This window comes from Phreatobacter aquiterrae (genome assembly GCF_053471285.1).
Genome location: NZ_JBJPHW010000005.1, coordinates 91,224 through 101,923, shown reverse-complemented (window position 1 = coordinate 101,923; position 10,700 = coordinate 91,224). Strand labels below are relative to the sequence as shown.

The window sequence follows — 10,700 nt, the reverse complement described above, 5'->3', positions numbered from 1 at the left end:
ATGTGGCAGGCGGCAGAATATTCGTCAATTTGATTTTGATTATCACATATGCGATTCAATGGTCAGAGGTGCCCATGCCGCGTCCACGCAAGTCCTTCGATACCGCCGGGGTGAAGTCCGCCACCCGCGTGCTCGCTCTTCTGGAACTGTTCGACCGGCTGGAACGGCCGGCGAGCGTGACGGAGATCGCGCGCGAGATGGGCATTCCGCAATCCAGCACGTCGATGCTGGTCAACAGCCTGATCGACCGCGGCTATCTGACCGCCCTGCCCGACCGGCGGGTGCAGCCGACCCCGCGCGTCTCCATGCTCGGCCGCTGGGTGGACGAGCGCATCACCGACGGGCGGGTCACCCGGCTGATGCGGGACCTCGGCGAGGAGACCGGCGAGACGATCCTGCTCGGCATCGCCAGCGACATTCACGTCCTCTACATCGCCGTGATCCCGGCGACGCGGGCCATGCGCCTGCACATTCCCGCCGGGACGCGCCGGCCGATCGCCGATTCCGGCATGGGACTGATGCTGCTTTCGGCCATGGACGACACCGAGATTGCCAGGCGTATCGCCCGCGCCGCGCAGGCGCGCGAGCCCGACGCCGCGCCGCTGGCGGCTGACGACATCATGGCGGAAATTGCCGCAATCCGCGCGACGGGCCACGCCCTCTCCGCCAGTCGCATCGTTCCCGGCGCGGGCATCGTCTGCACGCTGCTGCCGACCGCCGACCGCTCGCAGCCCATGGCCATCGGCATTGGCGGCCAGGCTTTCGAGGTGGTCGAAAAGGAAGACGCCTTCGCTGCCCTGCTGAAGACCAGGATCGCTCGCTATTTCCGGCAGGACGCTGCGACCTGAGCGACGGTTCGCCGGACGTGCGATCTCGAGCCTTCGACGAGATCGGAGACTGGCTCGGGCTGATCAACCGATCCCGATCGGGGGAAATGGTGCCGGCGGAGAGGATCGAACTCCCGACCTTCGGTTTACAAAACCGCTGCACTACCGCTGTGCTACGCCGGCATGACGGCGCAAACGCCTAGCAACGACGGCCCGGCAAGGCAAGTTCGGCGGAGGCGCCGGCCGACACGGCGGCGTAATTCCGCGCTCCGATTCACGGGCGGTTAACCAGCGTCGCGCCTTATGAATGCCAAAGTCTGTTGGCTTCTGCACGTGGTCAGCCTTGGATGGCGAGTCGCATGCAGCGCCCCCCCGCTGGCTGCGAGCAGGTCTCGATGGCATGATATGGGGGACGAATGCCGAAGCATGTCGAGGCTGCCGCGTATGCGTAGATCGTCCGTCGAGCCCGGTTCCCGCCACCCTCGCCCGGTGACTGCCCTGCGTTTTCAATGGATGGCGGTCTTCGCCCTGTCGGCAGGTCTGGCGGGCCTTGCCACCTATGCCCTGCGCGACAAGGCGGTGACGCCGGCTCATGCCGCCATCGGCGAGCGGACGTCGGCGATGCCGGCCTTCCAGACCGACGGCTTCGCGACCGCCCGCCTCGTCGCCCCGCAATCCGATCTTGCCTATCTGCTGGGCCCCGTTCCGACGGCCCTGTCCGGCGCGCGCTTCGCCGGCGTCGAGCGCGCCCCCGAGCCGACGGCCCCGATCACCATGGCCAGCCTTCCCGACCCGGCGCTGGTCGAGCTGCCGGTGACGCCCTCGATCCTGCCCGCTCCCCTGCCGCTGTCGCGCCCGGCCGAGCCCTCCGCCGACGGCCCCGATACGACGATGGTGGCGCCCCTGCCCCTGCGCCGTCCCGCCGACGCGCCGGCCGCCTCCGGTCCGACGACGCCCGAGCGCCCGCGGATCGCGTCGCGCCGCAACGGCCGCGACACCGCCGCGGCCGCGACGCCCGCCGCGCAGCCCGACGGCCGCACCTTCTTCGAACGCCTGTTCGCCGCTCGCACCGAGCCGTCCGGCCCGCAACTCGCCTACGCCCCCTCGGGGAGTGGCGCCAGCGACGCCAGCACCGGCTCCGGCGCGGGCTCGTTCGGCGCCCGCCTCGGTCTTAGCTTTCCCGGCCTTGTGGCGCCGAAGCCGCCGACGGGCGTCGCCATCTACGACATCGGCTCGCGCATGGTGTATCTGCCCAACGGCGAGCAGCTTGAGGCGCAGTCAGGCCTCGGCGAGATGCGCAACGACGTCCGCTATGCCCATGTCCGCATGCGTGGACCGACGCCGCCGCACACCTATGACCTGGTCGAGCGCGAGGCGCTGTTCCATGGCGTCCGCGCCATCCGCCTCAACCCGGTTGGCGGCAGCCAGGCCATCCACGGCCGCGCCGGCCTGCTCGCCCACACCTACCTGCTCGGCCCAAGCGGCGATTCCAACGGCTGCATCTCGATCAAGGACTACAACCGTTTCCTGCAGGCCTATCTGCGCGGCGAGATCCGCCAGTTGATCGTGGTGCGCGACCGCAACGAGGCGGTGGCGGCGGTGGCCCGCGCCACGACACGGATGGCCCAGCGGTAACATTCATGTGACAAGGGGTGGACGCCCCTGTCATTCCGGCAATGTATTCGTTTGCGCATGATGGCTGCCACGGCCGTCGGTCGCCTGCTGCCGGAGAGACACCAATGACCACGATCAATCGTCGCCATGCCATGGCCGCGGGCGCAGCCGCCCTCGCCGCCCCCGCTTTCCTCACCGCCTCGAACGCCCCGGTCTTCGCCCAGGCCGCCGCCGCGGCCACCCAGGCGCCCGGCTTCTACAAGTACAAGGTCGGCGACATCACCGTCACCGCCATCAATGACGGCTTCTTCAACAGGCCGCTCGAGGGCTTCATCCGCAACGCCGAGCTTCCGGCCGTGCAGGCCGCGATGAGCGCCGCCTTCCTGCCGACCAATGCGGTGCCGATCCCCTTCAACACGCTGGTCGTCGAGACCGGCGGCAAGGTCGTCCTGCTCGACACCGGCAACGGCAATGTCGGCGCGCCGACCTCCGGCACCTGGATGACCAACTTCAAGGCCGCCGGCTTCGACCCGGCGAGGGTCGACAGCGTCGTCATCAGCCACTTCCACGGCGACCACATCAACGGCTTGCGTCTGCGCGACGGCTCGGCGGTGTTCGCCAACGCCGAAATCCAGGTCCCCACGCCCGAATGGGCCTTCTGGATGTCCGACGAGCGGATGAATGCGGCGCCCGAGGCCATGCGCGGCGGCTTCCAGAACGCGCGCCGCGTCTTCGCTCCGATCGCCGCCAATGTGAAGCGCTTCGAGCCCGGCGCCGAGGTTGCCGCCGGCGTCACGTCCATGGCGGCCTTCGGCCACTCGCCCGGCCACACGGTGTTCGTGATCTCGTCGGGCAACGCCAAGCTCACCTACATGGCGGATGTCACCAACCATCCGGCACTGTTCGTGCGCAATCCCGACTGGTCGGCGATCTTCGACATGGACGCCGACGTGGCGCGGGCCACGCGCCGCCGCCTGCTCGACATGGCGGCAGCCGAGAAGACCCGCGTGCATTTCTATCATGCGCCCTTCCCGTCCAACGGCTTCATCGCCAAGGACGGCAACGGCTTCCAGCTCGTCCCCGCGCAGTGGACCCCGTCGATCTGACATCTCCCGCCGTGCTCCCGAAGGCCCGCCCCCGCGGCGGGCCTTTTCGTAGGGGGCCACCTGTCCGGCGGATTGACTCATGGCGGGCCACGGGAGCATGAGTCACGCTTCGCGACGGCGGCTGCTTCCTCACTGGGAGGCGGCCACGGGAATGCGGTGAGGAAGCGGCCTCTGGTCGCGTCTGATTCCGCGGCTGCCCCCGCAACTGTGAGCGGCGAGCCCTCCTCCACATGCCACTGAGGCCATCGGCTTCGGGAAGGCGGGGACGGGCGACGACCCGCGAGCCAGGAGACCGGCCGGCGCGACGTCACTGTCCGTCCGTGCGGGAGGCGCGGTCGGGAGCGGTTGTTTCCGCTTGATCCGTGACACCGAATGTCGCGGTTCCCTTCCAACTCCTCCGGGACTGGCAGCTCCGCGACCCACGTGGTCCCGAGCGGAGTTCCGCCATGCCTGTTCACGCCCGACGTCCGTCCCGCCAGCACCTTCTGGCCGGGTTCCTTCTTGCCGCGAGCCCCTTGGCCCTCATCTTCCCCGCAACAGCGCAGCAGCAGCCGGCCGTGCTACCCGAGATCACCGTTCTCGGCGCCAGCAACGTGCCGCTGGAAGCTCCTAGGGTCGGCTCGTCGGTCTCCGTCGTGACGGCGGAGGACATCACCAACCAGGGCGCGACGAGCGTCCCGGACGTGCTGCGCCTCCTTCCGGGTGTCGCGGTCAACCAGTCCGGCGGGCGCGGCGGCCTCACCCAGATTCGCGTCCGCGGCGCCGAAGCCAACCAGGTGCTCGTCGTCGTCGATGGCATTCCGATCAATGACGTCAATTCCGGCGACGCCGACCTCGCCAACATCCCGGTCGACAACATCGCCCGCATCGAGGTCATCCGCGGACCGCAGTCCGGCATCTGGGGACCGAACGCCCAGGCCGGCGTCATCCTCATCACCACCAAGTCCGGGCGCGGCCTGACGAAGCCGGAAGTGACCGCGCGCGTCGAGGGCGGTTCCTTCGGCACGCTGCTCGGATCGGCCACGGTGCGCGGCGCGCAGGGGCCGTTCCATGCCGCCCTGTCGATCTCCGGCCTGCGCTCCGGCGGCTTCGTCGTGGCCCCCGGCACGACGCGACCGAACGGCTCGGAGATGGGCGCCATCAGCGCCAAGATCGGGGCCGAGTTCAACGAATGGTTCAGCGTCGAGGCGGTGGGCCGCATGGTCAGCCGCACCGGCTTCTACAATCCCGGCAACACCGCCTACGGCCCCGGCTTCGTGCCCGACCCGAACTACGGCTTCCTCGCCGACGGCACGGGACGCGGTACCGCCAACGACATGCAGGGGCGCATCACCGGCACGCTGAAGCTGCTGGAAGGCGCCTGGACGCACCGGTTGTCGGCCGATGCCTCGCAGCAGTCGACCAATTCGCGCGACAGCTACTTGTCGGCCTTCGGCTTCCTCGAATCCCAAGGCTTCTGGTCGCGCACCCAGCGCAGCCGCGTCGACTACCGCACGGCCTATACCTTCGAGACGCCGGGCCTGCCCGGCGCCCGTCACACCATCGTCGGCGGCGCCGACATCACCCGCGAGCATTTCCGCTACTACTACGAGAGCGACGGCTTCTTCGGTCCCTTCGTCAATGACAGCTATGCCGCCGACGGCCGCGGTCGCGAGCGCAAGGGCCTCTACGGCGAATATCTCGTCAGCCTGCCGAGCGGCTTCTCGCTCTCGGCGGCGCTCCGGCAGGACTGGAACTCGTCCTTCCGCAACGCCTTCACATGGCGCCTGACCGCCGCCCAGACCTTCGCCACCGGCACGCGCCTGCACGGCTCGGTCGGCAAGGGCGTGACCAACCCGACCTTCTTCGAGCAGTTCGGCTTCTTCGCCAACTTCACCGGCAATCCGACGCTCAGGCCGGAGCACTCCATCGGCTGGGACGCCGGCATCGAGCAGCGCTGGTTCGGCGGTCGGCTCGTCACCGACGTGACCGTGTTCCGCGCCAGCATCATGGACGCCATCGTGATGTCGGGAGGCACGGCCATCAACCTGCCGTTCCAGACGACGCGCCAGGGCGTCGAGGTGCAGGTCACCGCGCGCCCCACCGACTGGCTGTCGATCACCGGCTCCTACACCTACACGGACACGCAATCGGCCGAACTGGTCGGCGGCGTCTATGTCGGCAAGGAGGCGCTGCGCCGGCCCCGCCATGCCGCCAGCCTCTCGGCAGTGGCGACCCTGCCCGACGACAAGACCAAGGTGACGCTGACCGTGGCCCACAACGGCAACATGCGGGATTCGTTCTTCGGCCCCTTCGGCTCGAACGACGTGCGCCTCGCCGCCTATACGTTGATCGGCGCGCAGGTCTCGCACGACCTGACCAGGTCCGCGACCGTCTATGTGCGCGGCGAGAACGTCTTCGGCCAGCGCTACCAGAACGTCTTCGGCTACCAGGGGGCCGGCGCGGCGGTCTATGCCGGCATGCGGGTGCGGCTCGGCGAGTAGTCTGGCCCCGCCCATTTAAACCGTTTCGCATCGCTGCCTTGCCACGCGCCGGTCGACAGGCGCGTGGCTTTGGGCCAGTCTCCGACCCAATGAGCGGGCCGGAGCGCCCGACGCATCGGGAGGACCACATGTCACAGCGGATTGCCGTCGTTACGGGCGCGGGATCGGGTATCGGGCGCGCCTCGGCCCTGGCGCTGGCCAAGGCCGGCTACGCGGTGGTCGTCGCCGGCCGCCGCAAGGACGAACTCGACAAGACGGTGGCCACGGCCGGCGGCGCGACCGTCGTCGCGGTGCCGACGGACGTCGCCGACGAAGCGTCCGTCGCAGCCCTGTTCAAGGCGGTGAAGGACCGCTTCGGCCGCATCGATGTTCTCTTCAACAATGCCGGCATGGGTGCGCCGGCCGTGCCGCTCGACGAGCTTCCGGTCGAGAAGTGGAAGCAGGTGGTCGACGTCAACCTCACCGGCTCCTTCCTCTGCGCCCGCGAAGCCATGAAGATGATGCGCGCGCAGGACCCGAAGGGCGGCCGCATCATCAACAACGGCTCGATCTCCGCCTATGCGCCCCGCCCCTATTCGGCACCCTATACCGCGACCAAACACGCCATCCTCGGCCTCACCAAGTCCATCTCGCTGGACGGGCGGGCCGACCGCATCTCCTGCTCGCAGATCGACGTCGGCAATGCCGCCACCGAGATGACCGAGCGCATGACCGCGGGCGTCCTGCAGGCCGATTTTTCAGTGAAGGTCGAGCCGCGCATGGACGTCAGGCACGTCGCCGAGGCGGTGGTCCATGTCGCCAACCTGCCACTCGACGTCAACATCCTGACCATGACCGTCATGGCCAACGACATGCCCTTCGTCGGGCGCGGCTGAGGCGTCAGGCGACCTGCCCGCGTAGCCAGGCGAGGTAGTCGGCGTCCCCGTCGGGGACGCCGATGACCAGGAAGGCGGGCGTGTCGTAGGAATGCGCTTCGCGGAACCGCAGTCGGGCCGGCTCCAGCAGGCGGCGCACAGTCTTGACGATCATCACCACCTCGTCGGCGCGCTCGACGCTACCTTGCCAGCGGTAGATCGACCGCATCCCCGGCAGGATGTTGACGCAGGCGGCAAGGTGGCGCTCCACCAGGTCGGCGCCGATCGTCTCCGCCTCGACAAGGCTTGCGGCGGTCGTATAGACCAGAACCACGTCATCCGGCGTTTCGGCTCGCGTCACTGTGTCCTCCCCCTTCCCGATCGGTCGCCCCGTCATGCCGGATCTGCGTCCCGACCCCAAGAAGATCGCCTTCGTCGCCTCGCCGGCGCCGGAAGCACAGGAGGCCTGCCAGCGCCTGTCAGCGTTCTACGGCAGCGTTTCCGGCGACGAGGCGGAGGTGGTCGTGGCCCTCGGCGGCGACGGCCTGATGCTGCAGACGCTGCACAAGTACATCGCCACGGGCAAGCCGATCTACGGTATGAACCGCGGCTCGGTCGGCTTCCTGATGAACGAATATGCCGAGGACGGCCTGGTCGAGCGCATCTGGAACTCCGAGCGTTCGGTGATCCACCCGCTCGCCATGACGACCATCGACATCCATGGCGAGCGGCAGGACGCGCTCGCCATCAACGAGGTGTCGCTGCTGCGCCAGACCTCGCAGGTGGCCAAGCTGCGTATCAGCGTCGACGGCCATCCACGCATGGACGAGCTCATCGCCGATGGCGTGCTGATCGCCACCCCGGCCGGCTCGACCGCCTACAATCTCTCCGCCAACGGGCCGATCCTGCCGCTGAACGCGACGCTTCTCGCCCTCACCCCGATCTCGCCGTTCCGCCCGCGCCGCTGGCGTGGTGCGTTGCTTCCCGACCGGGTGGCCCTCACCATCGAGGTGATGGAATCGGCCAAGCGCCCGGTCAGCGCCACCGCCGACCACCACGAGGTGCGCGACGTCGCCACCGTCTCGGTGGAGATGGACCGGACGAAGTCCATGGTCCTGCTGCACGACCCCGGTCACTCGCTGGACGAGCGCATCCTGCGCGAACAATTCGGCGCCTGAAGCGCACCGGAAGCATCAGACTTAACGCTTCGCTAATGGCCGCACGCTAAAGTGGCGGTGATGATCCGCATCGATTTTAACCGGCTGCGCTTTCTGGTGATCGACGACAACGCGCACATGCGCCGCATCGTCCGCACCCTGCTGCACGGCTTCGGCGCGCGCGAGGTGTACGAGGCGGAAGATGGCGCGGCAGGGCTCGAGGCGTTCACGCACTACATGCCGGATATCGTCATCACGGACTGGTCGATGCCCATCTTCGACGGGCTGGAGCTTACCAGCATGATCCGCCAGCCCGGCGCCAATGCGAACCCCTATGTGGCCATCATCATGCTGACCGGCCACTCGGAGAAGAAGCGCGTGCTGGAATCGCGCGATGCCGGCGTCACCGAATTTCTCGCCAAGCCGATTTCGGCCAAGGCGCTCTACCAGCGCATCCTGAACGTCGTCGTCAATCCGCGGCCGTTCGTGAAGACCAAGACCTTCTTCGGCCCCGACCGCCGCCGCAACCACGGCACGAGCTATGTCGGTCCGGAACGCCGCAAGGGCGAAAAGGCGGAAATGATCAAGGTCCAGCCCTTGCTGGACAAGACCAAGACCAGCATGTGACGGGGCGCGTGATGGCCAAACCACCAGCAACCAAGCCGGCGATCTCGAAGGCCGGCAAGAAGGGCGGGCTCGACGAGGCCTCCATCGCGGCCTTTCACGACCACGAGATCGTCACCCCGAAGCGCAACCTGAAGGGCTTCGGCCGCAAGGCCAATATCAAGGTCGACGAATTCGGCTTCGACATGGAGGCGATCGAACGCGCCGAGGCGGCGCTCGCCGAGCTTTCCAGCGAATTCGACGACTGGATGGAGAAAGAGGTCGAGCGCCTGACGAAAGCCCGCGACGCCGTCGCCGGCCAGGGCATCGACGCCGACACGCGCGCCAGCGTCTATACGGCCTCGCACGACATCAAGGGCGAAGGCGCCACCTTCGGCTATCCGCTCGCCGCGCGCGTCGCCGAAAGCCTCTGCCATCTGCTCGACGGCATCGCCGACGACGACCGCGTGCCCGCCGACCTCGTCATCCAGCATGCCGACGCCATCCGCGCCATCGTGCGCGAGAACGCCAAGGGTCCGGACCATCCGGTGGCGATCGCCCTGTCGCAGCGCCTGACCGAGGCCACCACCGAGGTGCTGATCGCCATCAACGGCTCGCCGTCGATCGCGCCCTGAGGCTCTCCCGTTTCGCCTGATGGCCCTGAGGCTGTCCCGTTCCGCCTGATCGCAGCAAGGGCCGTAGCCCTGCATGACCGACATGCGTCCTTCGAGGCTCGCCTCCGGACGATGCAGGCCGGCGCCCTCTTCATTTCGAAAAGACGGCCTTCGATCCCGCCGACTCAGGCCGCCGCCACCATCGGGAAGGCCACCGCCTCGTCGTCCAGCGCCTCGTTGCCGGCGATGAGATCGCGGGTGAAGGCGCGGGCCTCGTCGCGGGCGGCCTCGGCGGCAAAGCGGCGGAGCTGGGCCAGCAACTGGTCGAGGTCTCCGTCGGCGAGCGGTGCATAGGCGGTCAGCACGCGCTCCACCATGCGGCGGCGCAGATGGGCATCCCCTCCCCGCTGGCCGAAGGCGCCATCCTCGTGCCAGGCCTCAAGGGCGGCGCGGAAGGCCGGATAGGTCGAGGCCGGCAGGCCGGCGCGGTCGTAGAGGGCGCGGAAGCCGGCGCCGCGGCGATCGTGAACGAGGCCCGAGGCCTGGCGCAGCGACAGGCCCGCCAGTTCCGCCAGCGCCTCCTCGAAGAGCCGCACATGGCCAGAGAGCAGCGCGCGGAGCACGAGACCCGTGGAGAGTTGCCCCGACTGGCGCAGATGACGAACAAGCGGGCTCAGCCCCTCGCCGCGGCAGGCGGCGGCGATGGCGACGGTCGCCTTGTCGGAAGCCTCGCGGACGATGCGGGCGGCGCGGTCCTCGGGAAGCCAGGCGCGGCCGGCGACGAAGCTGGACAGGGCCGTGGACAGTTTCACCACCAGCGCCTGGCGGGCGCCGGGCGACAGGTCTTTGCGGGCGAAGAGCGCCTCGCGGATGTCGGGATCCTCGCCGAAGCGCTCGATGATGCGGTCGATGGAGAAGGCCGGCACGGCCGCAGTGTCGACCGACACAACGGCGAGGCAGGACTCGAGGCAGCCGACCTCGGCGATGGCGGCCGCCACGGGGGCCGGCACATGCTCGCGGCGGGAGACGGCATATTGCACCAGCGGCTCGCCGGCGCCGACGAGGTCGACGAGTTCCGCATCGAGCAGCAGCGGCGAATGGCGGGCGACGATGGAGGCGATTTCCGCCTGGTCCTGCAGGAGGCCGACAACGACGGTGTGGGGGGCATCCTCCGACGCGGCCAGCGCCTCGGCCAGCGCCCGGCGCACGAGGGGCGAAGGATCGTCGAGCAGCATGACCATGGCCGCTTCCGCCGCCGCCCGGTCCTCGATGCCGAGATCGGAGTGCAGATAGGCGCGGGCGAGCGCCGAGGTCGCATCCGCCCTGTCGCCGGCCGGGGCGGTCTGGATCCACCGCAAGAAGTGACGAACGATCATTGCATACGCCTGAACGGAGGCCGGAACGGGTGCCGGGGCGATGCTCCCCCTGCTGCCATCAGGCTA

General features: G+C 68.7%; 10 protein-coding genes, 1 tRNA gene and 1 riboswitch. Of the genes, 8 read left to right on the top strand and 3 right to left on the bottom strand.

All coding sequences use genetic code 11. The features are described from left to right. The first annotated feature begins 74 nt into the window (after positions 1-74). The gene (locus tag ACJ4V0_RS09505) at positions 75-848 is read left to right on the top strand and encodes an IclR family transcriptional regulator (RefSeq protein ID WP_448299341.1); all 774 of its coding nucleotides are present in this window, start codon (positions 75-77) and stop codon (positions 846-848) included. A gap of 87 nt (positions 849-935) precedes the next feature. On the opposite strand, the gene ACJ4V0_RS09500 is transcribed toward ACJ4V0_RS09505, so the two are convergent. Continuing rightward, positions 936-1,010 (bottom strand) — tRNA-Thr (locus ACJ4V0_RS09500). A 330-nt stretch (positions 1,011-1,340) separates the two neighbouring features. Between ACJ4V0_RS09500 and ACJ4V0_RS09495 the strand changes: the two genes are divergently transcribed. From ACJ4V0_RS09495 to ACJ4V0_RS09480, 4 genes are all read left to right on the top strand, one after another. After that, on the top strand, positions 1,341-2,462 hold the full coding sequence (locus tag ACJ4V0_RS09495; protein WP_448299340.1) for a DUF2778 domain-containing protein: 1,122 nt from the start codon (positions 1,341-1,343) through the stop codon (positions 2,460-2,462). A 104-nt stretch (positions 2,463-2,566) separates the two neighbouring features. Continuing rightward, a complete protein-coding gene (locus ACJ4V0_RS09490; protein WP_448299339.1) occupies positions 2,567-3,547 on the top strand; it encodes an MBL fold metallo-hydrolase in 981 nt (326 codons plus the stop codon). Positions 3,548-3,645: 98 nt separating this feature from the next. Beyond that, positions 3,646-3,862: riboswitch (cobalamin riboswitch) on the top strand. Between the two features lie 131 nt (positions 3,863-3,993). Further along, complete coding sequence (locus ACJ4V0_RS09485; protein ID WP_448299338.1) at positions 3,994-6,030, top strand: TonB-dependent receptor plug domain-containing protein; 2,037 nt, start codon at positions 3,994-3,996, stop codon at positions 6,028-6,030. Between the two features lie 128 nt (positions 6,031-6,158). Continuing rightward, positions 6,159-6,905 carry an SDR family oxidoreductase gene (locus tag ACJ4V0_RS09480; protein ID WP_448299337.1) on the top strand — a complete coding sequence of 249 codons (747 nt, stop codon included), beginning with the start codon at positions 6,159-6,161 and terminating at the stop codon, positions 6,903-6,905. Between the two features lie 4 nt (positions 6,906-6,909). Here ACJ4V0_RS09480 and cutA read toward each other — a convergent pair whose 3' ends face one another. Then, on the bottom strand, positions 6,910-7,245 hold the full coding sequence (gene cutA / locus ACJ4V0_RS09475; protein WP_448299336.1) for a divalent-cation tolerance protein CutA: 336 nt from the start codon (positions 7,243-7,245) through the stop codon (positions 6,910-6,912). Between the two features lie 34 nt (positions 7,246-7,279). On the opposite strand from cutA, the gene ACJ4V0_RS09470 reads away from it, so the two are divergent. The 3 genes from ACJ4V0_RS09470 to ACJ4V0_RS09460 are packed head-to-tail and all read left to right on the top strand — an operon-like array spanning position 7,280 to position 9,279. Further along, the gene (locus tag ACJ4V0_RS09470) at positions 7,280-8,062 is read left to right on the top strand and encodes an NAD kinase (protein WP_448299335.1); all 783 of its coding nucleotides are present in this window, start codon (positions 7,280-7,282) and stop codon (positions 8,060-8,062) included. Positions 8,063-8,122: 60 nt separating this feature from the next. Then, positions 8,123-8,668: a response regulator gene (locus tag ACJ4V0_RS09465; protein ID WP_448299334.1), complete on the top strand. Its 546-nt coding sequence runs from the start codon at positions 8,123-8,125 to the stop codon at positions 8,666-8,668. Between the two features lie 11 nt (positions 8,669-8,679). Then, entirely contained in the window at positions 8,680-9,279 is a 600-nt protein-coding gene (locus ACJ4V0_RS09460) for an Hpt domain-containing protein (RefSeq protein WP_448299333.1), read from the top strand. A 164-nt stretch (positions 9,280-9,443) separates the two neighbouring features. Here ACJ4V0_RS09460 and ACJ4V0_RS09455 read toward each other — a convergent pair whose 3' ends face one another. After that, positions 9,444-10,634, bottom strand: coding sequence for a DUF2336 domain-containing protein (locus ACJ4V0_RS09455; RefSeq protein ID WP_448299332.1), 1,191 nt, complete (start codon positions 10,632-10,634; stop codon positions 9,444-9,446). Between the last annotated feature and the right edge of the window lie 66 nt (positions 10,635-10,700).

Bases quoted from the DNA above. Each gene is read 5' to 3' on its own strand.
- ACJ4V0_RS09505 (WP_448299341.1), top strand. From the start codon at position 75: ATGCCGCGTCCACGCAAGTCCTTCGATACCGCCGGGGTGAAGTCCGCC.
- ACJ4V0_RS09495 (WP_448299340.1), top strand. From the start codon at position 1,341: ATGGCGGTCTTCGCCCTGTCGGCAGGTCTGGCGGGCCTTGCCACCTAT.
- ACJ4V0_RS09490 (WP_448299339.1), top strand. From the start codon at position 2,567: ATGACCACGATCAATCGTCGCCATGCCATGGCCGCGGGCGCAGCCGCC.
- ACJ4V0_RS09485 (WP_448299338.1), top strand. From the start codon at position 3,994: ATGCCTGTTCACGCCCGACGTCCGTCCCGCCAGCACCTTCTGGCCGGG.
- ACJ4V0_RS09480 (WP_448299337.1), top strand. From the start codon at position 6,159: ATGTCACAGCGGATTGCCGTCGTTACGGGCGCGGGATCGGGTATCGGG.
- ACJ4V0_RS09470 (WP_448299335.1), top strand. From the start codon at position 7,280: ATGCCGGATCTGCGTCCCGACCCCAAGAAGATCGCCTTCGTCGCCTCG.
- ACJ4V0_RS09465 (WP_448299334.1), top strand. From the start codon at position 8,123: ATGATCCGCATCGATTTTAACCGGCTGCGCTTTCTGGTGATCGACGAC.
- ACJ4V0_RS09460 (WP_448299333.1), top strand. From the start codon at position 8,680: ATGGCCAAACCACCAGCAACCAAGCCGGCGATCTCGAAGGCCGGCAAG.
- ACJ4V0_RS09455 (WP_448299332.1), bottom strand. From the start codon at position 10,634: ATGATCGTTCGTCACTTCTTGCGGTGGATCCAGACCGCCCCGGCCGGC.